At 75.9% G+C, this 14,665-nt stretch carries 12 protein-coding genes and 1 tRNA gene; 8 read left to right on the forward strand and 5 right to left on the reverse strand.

What is annotated here, in order from left to right:
- Positions 1–37 precede the first annotated feature (37 nt).
- Together AC069X_RS17830 and AC069X_RS17835 are read right to left on the reverse strand one after the other, a co-directional pair.
- On the reverse strand, positions 38–2,008 hold the full coding sequence (locus tag AC069X_RS17830; protein WP_478729528.1) for a GTPase: 1,971 nt from the start codon (positions 2,006–2,008) through the stop codon (positions 38–40).
- A 4-nt stretch (positions 2,009–2,012) separates the two neighbouring features.
- On the reverse strand, positions 2,013–3,629 hold the full coding sequence (locus AC069X_RS17835) for a dynamin family protein (protein ID WP_478729529.1): 1,617 nt from the start codon (positions 3,627–3,629) through the stop codon (positions 2,013–2,015).
- Between the two features lie 331 nt (positions 3,630–3,960).
- Here AC069X_RS17835 and AC069X_RS17840 point away from each other — a divergent pair.
- Positions 3,961–4,033 (forward strand) — tRNA-Arg (locus AC069X_RS17840).
- 280 nt (positions 4,034–4,313) lie between these two features.
- Here the strand turns inward: AC069X_RS17840 and AC069X_RS17845 are convergent.
- The gene (locus AC069X_RS17845; RefSeq protein WP_478729530.1) at positions 4,314–4,829 is read right to left on the reverse strand and encodes a phospholipase; all 516 of its coding nucleotides are present in this window, start codon (positions 4,827–4,829) and stop codon (positions 4,314–4,316) included.
- 275 nt (positions 4,830–5,104) lie between these two features.
- Here AC069X_RS17845 and AC069X_RS17850 point away from each other — a divergent pair, with 275 nt between their 5' ends.
- Positions 5,105–5,644 (forward strand): hypothetical protein, encoded by a 540-nt coding sequence (locus AC069X_RS17850; RefSeq protein WP_478729531.1) that lies wholly within the window; start codon positions 5,105–5,107, stop codon positions 5,642–5,644.
- 19 nt (positions 5,645–5,663) lie between these two features.
- Here AC069X_RS17850 and AC069X_RS17855 read toward each other — a convergent pair whose 3' ends face one another.
- On the reverse strand, positions 5,664–6,440 hold the full coding sequence (locus tag AC069X_RS17855; RefSeq protein WP_478729532.1) for an alpha/beta fold hydrolase: 777 nt from the start codon (positions 6,438–6,440) through the stop codon (positions 5,664–5,666).
- Between the two features lie 81 nt (positions 6,441–6,521).
- Between AC069X_RS17855 and AC069X_RS17860 the strand changes: the two genes are divergently transcribed.
- Positions 6,522–7,223 carry a 4'-phosphopantetheinyl transferase family protein gene (locus AC069X_RS17860; protein ID WP_478729533.1) on the forward strand — a complete coding sequence of 234 codons (702 nt, stop codon included), beginning with the start codon at positions 6,522–6,524 and terminating at the stop codon, positions 7,221–7,223.
- A gap of 507 nt (positions 7,224–7,730) precedes the next feature.
- On the opposite strand, the gene AC069X_RS17865 is transcribed toward AC069X_RS17860, so the two are convergent.
- Positions 7,731–8,417 (reverse strand): nucleoside deaminase, encoded by a 687-nt coding sequence (locus AC069X_RS17865; protein ID WP_478729534.1) that lies wholly within the window; start codon positions 8,415–8,417, stop codon positions 7,731–7,733.
- A 42-nt stretch (positions 8,418–8,459) separates the two neighbouring features.
- Between AC069X_RS17865 and AC069X_RS17870 the strand changes: the two genes are divergently transcribed.
- The 5 genes from AC069X_RS17870 to AC069X_RS17890 all read left to right on the forward strand — a co-directional run bounded on the left by AC069X_RS17870 (position 8,460) and on the right by AC069X_RS17890 (position 14,470).
- The gene (locus AC069X_RS17870; protein WP_478729535.1) at positions 8,460–8,876 is read left to right on the forward strand and encodes a GNAT family N-acetyltransferase; all 417 of its coding nucleotides are present in this window, start codon (positions 8,460–8,462) and stop codon (positions 8,874–8,876) included.
- Positions 8,877–8,957: 81 nt separating this feature from the next.
- Positions 8,958–10,421: a S8 family peptidase gene (locus tag AC069X_RS17875; protein ID WP_478729536.1), complete on the forward strand. Its 1,464-nt coding sequence runs from the start codon at positions 8,958–8,960 to the stop codon at positions 10,419–10,421.
- Between the two features lie 211 nt (positions 10,422–10,632).
- Positions 10,633–11,928, forward strand: coding sequence for a hypothetical protein (locus tag AC069X_RS17880; protein WP_478729537.1), 1,296 nt, complete (start codon positions 10,633–10,635; stop codon positions 11,926–11,928).
- A gap of 266 nt (positions 11,929–12,194) precedes the next feature.
- Complete coding sequence (locus AC069X_RS17885; protein WP_478729538.1) at positions 12,195–13,220, forward strand: WxL protein peptidoglycan domain-containing protein; 1,026 nt, start codon at positions 12,195–12,197, stop codon at positions 13,218–13,220.
- Between the two features lie 65 nt (positions 13,221–13,285).
- Positions 13,286–14,470 (forward strand): hypothetical protein, encoded by a 1,185-nt coding sequence (locus tag AC069X_RS17890; protein ID WP_478729539.1) that lies wholly within the window; start codon positions 13,286–13,288, stop codon positions 14,468–14,470.
- The last annotated feature ends 195 nt before the right edge of the window (positions 14,471–14,665 follow it).

Raw genomic sequence — 14,665 nt, forward strand, 5'->3', positions numbered from 1 at the left:
CTGGCCGGGAGTCCGCCGTCCCGCCGCGGCCTGTGGACTACTGACGGGTTGTGGACAACTTCGTCCCCCCTGAGGCGACCGCCGCGTACTGCTCGCGCACCTCGCGGTAGCGCAGCAGCTCCGCCGCCACGGGCTCCAGCACCCGCGCCCGGCCGCAGCCGGCGGCGGCCTGCCGCAGCCGGCGTTCGGCGTCCTGGCCGTACCGGCGCGCCGGGCCGCGCGCGGCGATCGAGCAGGCCCATTCCACCAGGGGCCCGCCGATGATGCCGGACGCCATGAACAGCACGGGCGGCAGCAGCTTCGGTTCCAGCACGCCGACGATCTGCCCGACCAGCCACAGCCCGCCGAAGATCTGCACCAGCGTCATGGCCGCCTGCGCGAGCACCGCGACCGGCCACCAGGCGGGTCTCGGCGGCTTGGCGCCGGGCACGGCGACGGCCGCGCCGAGGGTGACCGCCAGCTCGTCCAGGGCCTCCGGCAGCCGCTCGGCGCCGCGCACCGCGGTCTCCCGTACGGCTTGCGCCCAGGGGTCGGGCAGGCCGGCGACCGCCTCGTCCGCGACGGTCCGTACGGCCTGTTCCACTCGCTGGCGGGCGGTCACCTCCTCCTCGGGGGGCGCGGCGGCGGACGCGCCCGGGCCCCGGCCCTTGGCCGACATGAGGGCCAGGGACGCGAGCGAGCGCGGGGCGCGCCGGCTCTCGTACCAGCGCCACAGCCGCAGCCAGGGCGTGCCGCAGGCCTTGCCGGCGTTGCGCCGCCAGGCCCGTTCGGCGGCGAGGCCGGCGGCGTACGCCCCGACCGCTTCGGCGAGCCGGTCCTCGAACTCGGCGCGCGCCGCCTCGCCGATCTCGGGTCCGGAGGGTCCGGAGTGCCCGTCGGCGACGTACAGCGGGCGCAGGCGCGCGGCGGCCCGGTCGACGTCGGCGGAGATCCGGCGGGTCGCGGCGCCCTTCTCCTGGGTGAACTGTCCGAGGAGTTCGCGGAGTTCCCCGACGCCTTCACCCGTAAGGGCGGACAGGCCGAGGACGGTGGCGCCGGGCTCGCCGTGCTCGCCGAGTGCGATCCCGTCGTCGTCCAGCAGCCGCCGCAGGTCGTCCAGTACGAGGTCGGCGGCGTCGCCCGGCAGCCGGTCGACCTGGTTGAGCACGACGAAGGTCACCTCGGCGTGCCCGGCCAGCGGCCGCAGGTACCGCTCGTGGAGGACGGCGTCCGCGTACTTCTCCGGGTCCACCACCCACACCACGGCGTCGACGAGCGCCAGCACCCGGTCGACGTGGTCGCGGTGCGCGCCGACCGCCGAGTCGAGGTCGGGCAGGTCGACGAGGACCATGCCGCGCAGCACCTCGGCTTCGGAGGTCTCGCGGGGGCGGCGGCGGAGCCGTCCGGGGATCTCCAGCCGGTCGAGCAGGCCGGCGGCTCCGTCGGACCAGCTGCACGCGATGGGGGCGGCGGTGGTCGGCCGGCGCAGCCCGGTTTCGGAGATCTGCACTCCGGCGAGTGAATTGAAGAGGGTGGACTTGCCGCTTCCGGTGGCTCCGGCGATGGCGACGACGGTGTGCTGGGGGGAGAGTCCGCGGCGGGCGGCGGCCTCGTCGAGGACGCGGCCGGCTTCGGCGAGGGTCTTGCCGTCGAGGCGGGTGCGGGAGAGTCCGACGAGCTGGCGCAGGGCGTCGAGGCGTGTGCGCAGGGCCTGGGCCTCGGGGCTGAGCGGGGGTGCGGGGTTCTTTCCGCCGTCGGCCCCGGCGCCGGAGACGGCCCGGACGAGCACGTCGTCGCCCTCGCCGTCCTCGGCTCCCCCTTCTGCGGCGGCTTCGCCGTCCTCGCCGTTCCCGTCGAGGTCGTTGGCGAGGAGGGCGGCGTCGAGCAGCGCGTCGTCGATGAGGGCGTCGCCGGCGCGTGATCCGGTACCGCGCGGACCCCCCTTCCGGGTGGCCCGGTGGCGTGAGCGCGCGATGAATCCGTCGTCCCACCGGTCGCCGGCGTGGTCGCGGTCGGTAACGGCGGTCAACGCGTCACCTCTCCTTCTGCAGTACGGACAGCGCGGCGATCAGCTCGGCCTGGGGTTCGGGGGTGACTTCGAGTGCCTGGAGGGGGGCGAGCCTGCGGTCCCGTTCGGCGCGCAGGACCTGGTCGAGGTGGTCGCCGACCAGTTCCCCGCCCCGGTCGCGCAGGCGTACGGCGGCCTGCACGCCGATCCGCTCGGCGAGCTTCTCCCCCGCCGGGCGGGCGCGTTTGCCGCCGAGGAGGGCGGCGACGAGCAGGGCGGCGACACCGTCGGGGTCGGGCGAGGGCTGCTTGCCGAGCTTGGCGACCTCTTCCTCGGCGAGCTCCTCCAGTACGCGCCGCCAGCGGCGTACGGCCATGCCGATACGTTCCGCCGCTTCCCGGTCGGGCGCGGGCAGCGGCACCGCGCCGGAGGCCGGCTCGCGCCGCCAGACCTCGGCGATCCGCTCGTCGGCGGCGGCGACGGCGCACTGGAGCAGCGCGGCGAGGGATTCGGCGAGGGAGTCGAGGAGTTCGTCGGCGCTGGTGTCGAGGGGGTAGCCGCGCCACCGGGTGAGGGCGTCGCCGGCGAGCACGGCGCCCTTGTCGAGGCGGTTGCGGACCCGCTTGCCCTCCTGCCGGTACGCGTCCTCGACGGCCGTGGTCAGCCGGACGGCGGCGGCGTGCTGGGCGGCGACGGCGGAGGCCAGCTCCGGCATGCGGCGCTTGAGCGAGTCGAGCGCGCCGAGGGCGGTCCGGCCGACGGCGTACTGGCGGGCGGCCGGGTCGTGGACGTGGTGGGTGAGCCAGGCGAGCAGCGGGGCAACGGCGCTGGCCGGCAGCAGCCCGCCGCCGCCGGCGGACTCGGGCAGCTCCGGCACCGTGAAGCGCGGTACGTCGCCGAGTCCGGCGCGGGTGAGCAGTGCCCCGTACTGGCGGGAGACCTCGGCGAGGACCTGGTGCGGGACCCGGTCGAGGACGGTGATGAGGGTGGCGTTGTACTGCTTGGCGGTGCGCAGGAGGTGCCAGGGGATGGCGTCGGCGTACCGCGAGGCGGTGGTGACCATGACCCAGACGTCGGCGGCGCAGATCAGCTCGGCGGCGAGGGTGCGGTTCTCGACGACGAGGGAGTCGATGTCGGGGGCGTCGAGGACGGCGAGGCCGCGCGGGAGGGTGGAGACGGTCTCGACCCGCAGTTCCCCGGTCGCGGCGGCGGAGTGGCCGGGGCCGCGCGCAGGGGTCTTCCTGGAGGCGGGGACCAGCTCGTCGTCCGGCCGGGGCGCCCAGACGCGCATGAGGTCGGGCAGGATCCGCATCCCGGCGAACCAGTGGTGGTCGTCGGGGTGGCAGACGAGCACCGGGGTGCGGGTGGTGGGGCGCAGCACTCCGGCTTCGCTGACCTGGCGGCCGACGAGGGAGTTGACGAGGGTGGACTTGCCGGCCCCGGTGGACCCGCCGACGACGGCGAGCAGCGGCGCCTCGGGCGCCTTCAGCCGGGGGACGAGGTAGTCGTCGAGCTGCGCGAGCAGCTCGGCTCTGGTCTGGCGGGCGCGTGGGGCGCCGGGCAGGGGCAGCGGCAGACGCACGGACGCGACCCGGTCGCGCAGGGCGGACAGGGCATCGAGCAGCTGAGGCCGAACATCCAAGGTCACCACATGCGAAGAATGCCCAATTTGGGACCATTTTTGAAGCTTATACGCCCTCTGCGCGCCGACCGCGACTCCAGAGGGACATCATGGACACGGCGGACGAGTGGGACGCAGGCATAACGACTGCACAACACCCAGGCCGACGCGGCGCAAAAGCGGTGCGAGAATCGCACCTGCCTGCGATTATCGGGACCGCTTCACCGAACCTCCACAACGTGGCACGCGAGTGAAGCAACCGGGACAAGGCAACCGGAGCCCTATCCTTGACCCGGCACGGACCGCAGTCCCACCCCCACCAAGGGGCTCCAGGCCACCACGGTCACCACCGGCCCCCGTAGCTCAGTGGATAGAGCAGGCGCCTTCTAAGCGCTTGGCCGCAGGTTCGAGTCCTGCCGGGGGCACTCTTCTTCCACCCTTCCGAGAGACCTCCCGAGAGACCTCCCGAGGCCGTCCGGGCTGCCCTGGGCAGGGCTCGCGCCGTCCTCCGAGACTGGCGGAAATTCACTCGACCGGACGCTTGCGCGACCCTTGCACCCGCAAAACCGGAACAGCACCGTCCCGCCCGACGGGGGTTCGTTCGGGCGGGACGGAGTGGGGGCGGGCCGGGGCCCGGGCGTGCGGTCAGCGGGTCGAGGGGCCGGGGAAAGTCAGCGGCCGGGGAGAGTCAGCGGCTGGGGAAGGTCAGGAGGCCGGGGCCGGCTCGGGGGTGGTCGCACCGGAGGGGGAACCGTCGGCCGGGGCGTCCTGCGGGGAGACGCCGAAGGCCTTCACCGCCTGGTAGTACGTCCAGGCCGTGCTGTCGCACGAGCCCTTCTTGACGCCCGAGTACTGCGAGCAGACCCGCTTGAGGTCCGCGTAGAAGGCGTCGTCCAGCCGGGACTTGTTGGCCGGGAACGCGCCCGCCGCCTTGTAGTTGCGGTAGCCGAAGTCGTGGCGGGCGCAGGCCGTCTGGAAGGGGAAGCCGAAGGGGTTGTCGGGGGACGAGGAGCAGTAGTCCGTCGACCAGTCGAAGGCGTACGAGGCCCAGCTGCCCTGGTTGCCGCGCGCCGCGACCCAGGAGTTGTAGCTGGAGACGCTCGTCTGCGTCCAGCCGCTCAGCACCTGCGGCTTGTCCGCGGGGACCGCCGAGGCGGGGGTGGCGAGGGCGATCAGGCCGGCGGACGCGGACGCGAGCAGGGGGACGAGGCGGCGACGCATGGCAATCCTCCGTGGGGGGCGGGCGGTGCGGCGGGGTGAGCGGGCGACGGGGCCGCCCGGTCAACTCCCGGTGCGGCGTCGGGAATCACCTTCGGAGCACGCCATATCCCCGGCCCCTACCGCTCCTATAACGCGACCCTGGCGCACGCGTGTCGGCGGCGGACGCGTGGACCCCACCCCTCTCAGGTATGAGTCCGTGTCCGACCTCCGGCAGATTCGAGGTTGATACCGGGGAGGGACGCGCGAACGGGCCCCGGCCACGAACACTTGTGGACATGAACCGCCGTCCGCTCGTCATCGCCGCCGCCATCGCGGGAGCCCTCGCCCTGGCCGCCTTCGCCCTGCCCAACCTGCCGCCCAACCCGGTCACCGAGGCCCTGGAGAAGCAGGTACTGCGGGAGAAGGGCAAGCGCTACGCCAGTGCCGCCGACGCGCCGAAGCAGGGGGACAGGGCGTTCGTCCTGCCCAGTTGGATACCGCGGGACGCCACCGACATACGGATCCGCGCGCGCGGCGACGGCGGGGCCCGGCTGATCCGGTTCACCCTCGGCAAGACCCCGCTCGACGGCCCGCAGTGCGCCGCCGGGACGCCGAAGAAGGCGGGCGGCCCCCGGCTGGGCGCGCGCTGGTGGCCGGGCGACACCCGTGCCGAGGAGCGCCCCGAATGCCGGGACCGGTACCAGTACCAGGTCTCCGTACGCGGCCGGAAGGTCTACGCCTGGACCGACGGGACGCCCTCGCCGGGGGGTCGAATACCGGGCGGTGCCCCGGCCGTCGCGCCAGCCGGCGTACCCGGCGGCGGCCCCTCGCGGTGACGGGGCGGGCTCCGCGGGCTCAGACCGTGTCGCGGGCGAGGAGATCCGCCGTGGCCCGGGCGAAGCCCTCCGGGTTGTCGAGCATGATGTTGTGCCCGCAGTCCGGTACGGCCACCACCGCGACGCCGGCCGCCTCCAGGGCCTCGGCTCCGGCGAGCGGCGCGTCCGCCTCCGGGAGGAGGAAGCCTCGCGGGATCTTCAGCTCCAGCAGCAGTTCCCGCATGGTGGGCGTGGTGCCCGCGGCCAGGTTCACGGCGCTGCGGTGCAGGGCGGTCCGGCCGGCCAGCCGCATGGTCGACCACCAGTGCGCACCGACCCGGTCGCGCACCTCCTCCCAGCCGCCGGCCAGGAACTCCTCCTCCGTGTAGGAGGCGAGGCCGCTGCTGCCGGCGGTGCCCGGGACGGGCGGCGCCGGGTCCAGGTTGGCGTCGACGAGGACGAGGCGGGAGACCAGCCCGGGGTGCCGGGCGGCGAGCACGATGGCCACCGCCCCGCCCATGCTGTGGGCGATCACCTCGGCGCCTTCGGCGCGGGCCGCGGTCAGGGCCTCCGCCACGGCGTCGGCGTGCGCCTCCAGGGTGTACGGGAACGCCTCGGGCCGGTCGCTGTGGCCGTGCCCGAGCATGTCGAGCAGCAGCGAGCGCCGCCCGGCCAGCAGCGGGTGCACGGCACTCGCCGCGAAGTAGGCGGGGGAGGTGGAGCCGAGGCCGTGCAGGTAGACGCGGGGCACGTCCGCTCCCGGGAGTTCGACCCAGCGGATCCTGTCGCCTTGCGGTGTCACGACGGCACTGTGCACGGTGTGTTCCCCCTGGTGTGGTGCGGGCAAGTCCGGCACGAGGGTAACCGGGGCTCCAACTGCCTCGACTACCCTCGTCGGATGAGCCAGTACGTCAACCAGCTCGACGGCGCCGTCCCCCTCACGGGCCCGCCACCGGCGGGATCCGCCGTGGCGGTGTGGTCGCTGGACACCACGTGCGAGGTGATCGGCGGTCACGAGGCGGACGGGGCGCCGGCGCTGCTCGACACGGCCGAACGGGAGCGTGCCGCCCGGCTGCTGCGCCCTGCCGACCGGCGCAGCTACCTGGCCTCACACCTGGGCCTGCGGGTACTGCTCGGCGGGTACCTGGGGCTCGCGCCGGAGAAGGTCGTACTGGTCCGCGAGGACTGCCCGGGCTGCGGGGGGCCGCACGGCCGTCCCGCCGTGGCGGGAGGCGCGGTGCACTTCTCGCTGTCGCACAGCGCGGACATGGCCTACTTCGCCTTCGCGGGGGTGCCGGTGGGTGTCGACGTGGAGGGCCTGCCCACCGCGGGCGCGGTGGCCGACGTCCTGAGCAGCCTGCATCCGGTGGAGGCGGCCGAGATCACCGCACTCCCGGAGGCGGACCGGCCGGCGGCGATGGCCCGGGTGTGGGCCCGCAAGGAGGCCTGCCTCAAGGGCACCGGCGTCGGGGTGGCCTTCGGGCTGGCCGAACCCTACGTGGGCTCGGGAGCCGCTCCCGCCCGGGTCCCGGGCTGGACCCTGCGCGACCTCCCGGCACCGGCCTCCTACGCCGCCGCCGTCGCGGTCCGCAGCGCCTGACCGGCCGCCCCGCGCGGGGCCTGGATCCCGCCTGCGCGTCGCCGGTGTGAGGGCGCGGGGTGCCAGGGCTGCGGGGTGCCGAGGCCCGGAGCCCAGTCGGGGCGGGGACCGGGGACGGCCCCTGAGCCGCGCCCGGACCGCCCGGCCGGCCGCATCCCGCCGGTGCCGGCCGGCGGGTGCCGGCCGGCGGCGCCAGCCCGCCGATGCCGGTCAGCCCAAGCCTCCCAGCCGGTGCCGGTCGGGCGGTGCCGGTCGGGCGCGACGCCCCCGGGGCGGGGTCGGCGTGGCCTTGCCGGTGCCAGCCCGCCGACGCCAGCCCGCCGACGCCGGCCCGCCGTTGCCGGTCGGCCGGTGCCGGTCGGCCGGTGCCGGTCGGGCGGGGCCGGTCGGGCGGGGCCGGTCCCGCTGGTGCCGCCGGTCCCGCCGGGCCGGTCGGGCGGGGCGCCCCGGGGCGCGGGCGGGGTCGGCGCGGCCTTGCCGGCGCCGGTACCGGCCGGCGGGGGCCGGTCAGGGCAGCCGCGCGGTGCGGTCCCGTGCCGCCGGGGCCAGCAGGGGCCACAGGCCGGCCAGCCAGGCCCCGGCCGAAGCCGCCGCAGGCGCCCCGGCGGGGACGGCGTCATGGAGGGCGGCCGTCTCCGGTTCCGCGGCCCGGTGGTGGACCAGGATCGGCGGCTCCGCCGGCCCCGGGTCCGCCGCCAGGGCCACGCTGCGCAGGAACATCACGTTCGCCGCGAGCAGCCAGACCGGGTCCCCGGCCGGCTCCGCTCCCGATCCCCCGCCCGAGCCGCCGGCCAGCGCCCACGGGTCCGGCGCCAGGTACCGCACCGCGCCCACCCCCGTGAACCGGGCGGCGGCCGCGCACATCGCGCACGGCTCCTGCGTGCTCCACAGCGTGGCGGAGCCGAGGTCCCACCCCGTACGGGCCGCTCCGAGCGCGTTCATCTCGGCGTGCGCCAGGGGCGTGCCCCGCAGCGGCCCCGCGCCCGGCCGCCCCTGGCCGGGGAACTCGTAGGCCTCGTTGCGGCCCTCGGCCAGCACCGCGCCCGCCGGATCCGTCAGGACCGCCCCCACCGCCAGTCCCCCGGCCACCAGCGCCTCGTAGGCCAGCTCCAGCGCCCGCCGCACCGCCTCCGGTGCCGTCCGCCACGCCCGCTCGAAGTCCCCGTCCCGGTGCCCGCCCCCGTCTGCCGTCATGTCCGCATGGTCACACACCGCCGGAGCCCTACGCTGGCCGCCATGGACATCCGCCGCGCCACCAGCACCGCCGAACTCGTGGCTGCCGAGGGGCTCTTCGACGGCCCGGCCGACCCTGAGTGGGCCGAGCTCTTCCTCCGCCGCGGCGGGCACCTGATGCTGATCGCCTACGTCGACGGCGTGCCCGCCGGCATGGTCTCCGGCATCGAGATGACCCACCCCGACAAGGGCACCGAGATGTGCCTGTACGAGCTGTCCGTGGACGAGGGCTACCGCCGGCGCGGCATCGGGCGCGCCCTGACCCGGGCGCTCGCCGACGAGGCCAAGGCCCGTGGCTGCTACGGCATGTGGGTGGGCGTCGACACGGACAACGAGGAGGCGCTGGCCACCTACGACTCGGCCGGCGCCGAGGACGAGGGGCTCTTCTCCATGCGCGGCTGGACCCTCGACGGCTCCTGACGCCCCCTCCGGCGGCGTGTCGTGCGGCCACTCGGCGCACCCTCCGCGCGGTGCCGGGCGGGCTGGCCGAGCATCGGCCGCATGACCGCCATGACCGCCCTGCTCCCGGCCGCCGCCCTCCTGGCCGCGGCCGCCGCCCTGCCGCCGCACCCCGCCTCCGCCGCCGACGGCGGTACGAGCGGTGACGCGGCCACCGCTCCCTACGTCGTCCTGCTCAAGGACACCGCCTCCCGTGCCCCGGCCCGGGCCCTGGCCGCGGAGGCGGCGCGGTCGGGGGACCGGGTCGGGGCGGTGTACGACGCCGCCCTCGACGGGTTCGCCGTACGCACCACCCCGGCCCGCGCCGCCGCGCTCGCCGCCGACCCCCGGGTGGCGGCGGTGGAGCCGGACGTCACGTTCCGGATCTCGGGCGTGCCCGCCGCCCCCGAGCCCCCGGGCGGCATCCCCGTACCCGCCGCGCCCCCGCCCGAGGCCGCGGCGCCGCCCACGCCGGCGCCCCCGCAGGCCCCAGCCGCGCAACCCGCCCCGGCCCCGACCCCCACCACCCCGGCACCCACCCCGGACCCGGCGCAATCCCCCACCCCCACCCCCACCCCCACCCCCACCCCGGCGCCGGTCCACGTCCCCGCTCCCGTCCCCGCTCCCGTCCCCGCTCCCGCCCCCGCCGCGCAGCGGCCCGCGCCCTGGGCGCTCGACCGGATCGACCAGCGCGAGCTCCCGCTCGACGGCTCGTACGCGCGCGCCGGCAACGAGGCGCGGGGCGTCACCGTCTACGTCGTCGACACCGGGATCAACACCCCGCACCAGGAGTTCGGCGGGCGCGCCCGCAACGGCTACAACGGGGTGTTCCTGGAGAACGCCCAGGACTGCAACGGCCACGGCACGCACGTCGCCGCCACGGTGGGCGGGGCGACGTACGGCGTCGCGAAGGGGGTCTCCCTCGTCGGGGTGAAGGTGGCCGACTGCCGGGGCGACGGGAGCCTTTCGGTCATCCTGCGCGGCCTCGACTGGATGATCAAGGACCACGCCGCGAACCGGGCCCGGGGTCCCGCCGTCGCCAACATGAGCATGGGCGGCAGCCGCAGCCGCTCGATGGAGGCGGCGGTGCTGCGCGCGGTCGCCTCCGGGATCACCTTCACCGTGGCCGCGGGCAACGAGGCCCGGGACGCCTGCGCCGGCTCCCCGGCCGCCGCCCCGCAGGCCCTCACGGTCGGCGCGACCGACTGGACGGACCGGCGTCCGGACTTCTCCAACCACGGCCGCTGCGTGGACATCTCCGCGCCGGGCCTGGCCGTCACCTCCGCCTGGAAGGGCTCCCCCACGGCCCTGGCCCGGTCCTCCGGCACCTCCATGGCCGCCCCGCTCGTGGCGGGCGCCGCCGCGCTGCTCCTGGCGGGCGGCGAGGCCCGGACCCCCGAGGAGGTGGGCCGGGTACTGGTGCGCGACGCCGTCCGGGACCGGATCACGAACCTGCCCGCCGGGACCGCCAACCTGCTCCTGCACGTCCCGGCCGGGCAGCGGCCCGGACGGCCGCCCGAGCGGTAGCCGCCGGCACCCCGGAGCCACCGACCAGTCGGTATCCGATGTCCCGTCAGACCGGGTCTGATGGGACATCAATGTCTGTGCGCTTCGGGCCAAAGCAAGCCATTGACTTCTCATCACCGCGACGCGTCAATGACGGCCATCCGCACCGGCTCGGCCTTCCCCCACAGCGGGTGGGGGAAGGGGTTCGTCATGACGAAGGAGTCGCGACCCTGTGAGTACGAGAACGCTCAGACGAAGAGTGCTGGCCGGGGCGGGCGCCCTGTCCCTGGCCCTGACGGGCGGCGTCGTGGCCCTGACGGGGCCGGCGCAGGCCGCGACCAAGACCACGTCCGTGCCGGTGAAGTGCGTCGCCCCCGCCCCCCAGCCGGGCGCCAACGGCAACCAGGACTACACGGTCACCGTGCCGGACACCGCCAAGGCGGGCGAGACCGTACCGATCACGATCGACCCCGGCGAGACGCCGGTGATCCCGATGTTCACCATCGACACGGTCAACACCATCAAGGCGAAGCTCCTCGTCGGCGGGGCCGCGCAGACCGTCGCGAGCCCGCCGACCGCCAGCCACCAGGAAGCCGGCAAGAAGTCCGACCCGCCGGCCTTCAGCGGCACCGTCAAGATCCCGGACGGCACCGAGGGCACGACGGTCCAGATCACCATCGACCAGGTGGTCACCGACGCGGACCTCGGCGGCACGGTCTACACGACGACCTGTACGCCGGACCCGCGCCCCAGCGCCTCCGTGGCCTCGATCGCCGTCGAGGCCCTGCCGAAGGACCCGGTCACCACCAGGCTGACGCCCAACAGCGGCTCGGCGGGCACCGCCGTCACCGCAACCGGCGCCAACTTCCCGGCCGGCCCGGTCACCTGTTCCGCCCTGCTCGCGGGCGCGGCGACCGGTGACACCGGTACCGGAACGGCGGACGCGTCCGGAGCCGCGACCTGCAACATCACCGTCACCAAGAAGGCCGACGCGATCAAGATCGACGGCTCGGTCCCGCCCGCCAAGGCCTTCGTCTTCGTCGAGGAGCAGGCGGGCGTGAAGAACCCGGTGGACATCGAGGTGCTCCCCGGCCCGCTGGCCCTCGGACCGAAGGACGGCCAGCCGGCCGTGAGCTTCGGCGCGGTGACCATCAACGGCAAGGCCCAGTCGGTGTTCGGCGCGTTCAACGCCGCGACCGTCCAGGACTTCCGCGGCGGCACCCTCGGCTGGGACGTGACGGCGACCCGTACGCCGTTCCTCAACCAGACGACCGGCCACTCCATGGCGAAGGCGCAGCTCGGCATCCAGCCGACCTGCACCGTGACCAACCCGGACAGCCCGAGCACCTGCACGGCGGGCGCCCCGGGCGCGATCTCGGACACCCCGATGAAGGTCGCCTCCCAGGCGGCCGGCGGTGAGGAGCTGACCGGCGGCGAGTTCGCGGTGGGCGGCGCGGCGATGATCCAGCTGCCGCCGTTCATGTTCGCCGACACGTACCAGTCGGTCGTGACCTTCTCCATCGCCTGACGGCCGGCCCGGCCCGGGGGGGGGGGGGGGGGGGGGGGGGGGGAGGACCCACCCCCCCCCCCCCACCCCCCCCCCCCCCCCCCCCCCCCCCCCCCCCCCCCCCCCCCCCCCCCCTCCCCCTTCCCCCCCCCCCCCCCCCCCCCACCACCCTCCGGCGTTCCACCACCGCACCCCACCCCGGCGCCCCCCTTCCGCGCTCCACCACCGCACCCGGCGCCGCATCCCGCCTCAGCGCTCCACCGCCGCGACCCTGGAGACCTCCGCCCATGCGCATCCGCACCGTTCTCCGCTCCCTCCTCCCCGGCCTGTGCGGGGCGCTGCTGCTGCTCCCCGCCGCGCCCGCCACGGCCGCGGACAACGGCACCTGGGGGGTGTTCCCGACGCCCCCGGCCGGCGCGTCGGTGACCGACCGCGCGTACTTCTTCCACCAGGGCGCCGCCGGGACCACGGTCAGTGACAGCGTGACGGTCCTGAACTCCTCCGACCGCGAGCTGACCTTCCAGGTCTTCGCCACGGACGCGGTCAACACCCCCTCGGGCGGCGCCTTCGCGCTGCTGCCCGCCGAGACGAAGCCCTCGGGCGTCGGCACCTGGATGGCGCTGGCGCCCGAGGCGGCCACCACCGTCACCGTCCCGCCCCGGGGCCGCAAGGACATCCCCTTCACCGTCAAGGTCCCCCAGGACGCCGTGCCGGGCGACCACGTCGGCGGGATCGTCGCGCTGAACACCCAGGTCGAGGGGGTGCGGAAGGAGGGCAAGGTGCAGGTCGGGGTCAAGCGGCAGGTGGGCGCCCGGCTCTACTTCCGGGTCCCCGGCCCGCTGACCCCGGGGCTGAGCGTGGAGGACGTACGGGTCACCCGGGGCGCGCCGCTGCTGCCGTGGGTCAAGGACGCCCGCGCCACCGTCACGTACACGCTGGTGAACCGGGGCAACGTGGTCGTGGAGCCGAAGGTCGCGGTGTCCGCCGAGGGGCTGTTCGGGCGCCGGGTGCTGAACCGTTCCGCCCGCGACCTGAAGCTCGTCCTGCTCCCCGGCCAGCGGGTCAGCCTGAGCGAACCGTGGCCGGATTCCCCCCAGTTGGACCGGGTGTCCGTCAAGGTCGCGGCGGGCGCGACGGCTTACCCCGGCCTCGCCTCCGAGGCCGGTACGGACTTCCTCGCCGTGCCGTGGCCGGCGGCGGGCGCGGCCCTGGTACTGGCGGGGGCGGGCATCGCCGCCCTGGTGCTGCGCCGGCGCCGCCGCGCCACTGCGGAACAAGCGGTGAGCGAACCTGACTTGGCGGGGGCGCGCTGACCGGCGAGGGTGTTCCCGGGGGGTGACGGCATCCGGCCATCACCTGTGACCGGGAGGCTTGACGGATGGTACGAGAGCACAGCGAGTCCGGGTCCGCCACGCCGCCCGCGCGGCCGGTCAGGGGCGTGGGCCTGCTGACCCGCATCGAGCGGGCGCTGGGCACCGGGACCGCCGCCTACCTGCCCGGGGACGGCTGGATACGGCTCACCCTCCCGCTCGACGACGGCGGCCCGGCACCCGTCACGGTGGACGTGGTCGCGGACACCGTGCGGGCCCCGCACGGGATCGCGTACCTGCTGCCCGGCGGCGGCCTGAACTTCGCGGCGGACTTCTTCACCCCCGGCCGGGACAGCCTGGCCCACCACCTGCGCCGCCAGGGCCTGCTGGTGGTCGGGGTGACGCCCCGCGAGGACGCCGCCGGCCCCTCCGACGTCACCGCGGACTTCGGGCTCGCCGCGCACCGCCGGGACCTGGCGGGGGTGGTGGCCGCGCTGGACTCCGTACTGGGCCTGCCGTACGAGTACGCGGGCCACTCGGCCGGGGCCGCCCTGGCCCTGGACGCGGCCTCCCACGACCCCTCGGAGCGGCTGCGCCGGGTGCTGGTCCTGGACACCACCGGCCCGTACACGGGGGCCCTGGCCGAGCGGGCGGCCGAGACCCGCGAGGCGTACGAGGAGCAGCTCGCGCGGGGTGTCCACGCGGCCGACCCGGGCCTGGCGGCCCTGGTCGCCCGGGCGGTGACGGACCCGTCGGGGGCGTCGGAGGTGCCGTGGCCGCCGGATCCCGGGCAGCGCTTCACGCACGCGGGCCTGGCGCACTTCGCGCTGGTCCGAACCGCCGCCCTCCCGGGCCCGGCGAACTGGATCCACCGGCAGGGTCACGGCGCGGGCGAGTACGCCTTCGGTGCCGCCCCGGCCGAGGACCGCTTCGAGCTGTCCCGCACCCCGCTCGCCACCTGGCACACGGTCACCTCGGCCCTGGGCAGCGGGCTGGTTCCGACGGCCCTGATGCGGGACCTCGCGGCGGTGTGGGCGGGCGACGGGAAGGCGTACTCGATCGCGTGGGAGCGGATCGGCTGCGAGGTGGTGTGGGTCAACACCGAACTGGGGCGCGGTGACGAGCCGCGGGGCGCGGAGCTGATCCGGGAGGCGGGCAACGACCGGGTCCGCTTCGCCGTCGTCCCGGGCTACGGCCACGGCGACGTGGTCTGGTCGGAGACGGCGTCGGCGGACGTCTGGCCGCTGCTGTAGACCGGGCGGCGACGGCCGGCGCCCGGGCGCGGCTCCCCACCCGGCGGCGGCGGCGACGGCCCGCGCCCGGCCACGGCTCCCGATCCGGCGGCGGCTCGGCCGGGCGCCCGGCCGCGGCTCCGGAACCGGAACCGGAACCGGCTCCGGCTCCGGCTCCGGGAACAGCGGAGCCCCCGGCCGGTGAGGGTGGGCCGG

Source organism: Streptomyces sp. NPDC043896 (assembly GCF_056435605.1).

Coding starts and splice junctions, on each gene's coding strand:
- AC069X_RS17865 (WP_478729534.1), bottom strand. CDS start 8,417: ATGACGGCAGACGGGGGCGGGCACCGGGACGGGGACTTCGAGCGGGCG.
- AC069X_RS17850 (WP_478729531.1), top strand. CDS start 5,105: ATGAACCGCCGTCCGCTCGTCATCGCCGCCGCCATCGCGGGAGCCCTC.
- AC069X_RS17890 (WP_478729539.1), top strand. CDS start 13,286: ATGGTACGAGAGCACAGCGAGTCCGGGTCCGCCACGCCGCCCGCGCGG.
- AC069X_RS17845 (WP_478729530.1), bottom strand. CDS start 4,829: ATGCGTCGCCGCCTCGTCCCCCTGCTCGCGTCCGCGTCCGCCGGCCTG.
- AC069X_RS17870 (WP_478729535.1), top strand. CDS start 8,460: ATGGACATCCGCCGCGCCACCAGCACCGCCGAACTCGTGGCTGCCGAG.
- AC069X_RS17875 (WP_478729536.1), top strand. CDS start 8,958: ATGACCGCCATGACCGCCCTGCTCCCGGCCGCCGCCCTCCTGGCCGCG.
- AC069X_RS17860 (WP_478729533.1), top strand. CDS start 6,522: ATGAGCCAGTACGTCAACCAGCTCGACGGCGCCGTCCCCCTCACGGGC.
- AC069X_RS17885 (WP_478729538.1), top strand. CDS start 12,195: ATGCGCATCCGCACCGTTCTCCGCTCCCTCCTCCCCGGCCTGTGCGGG.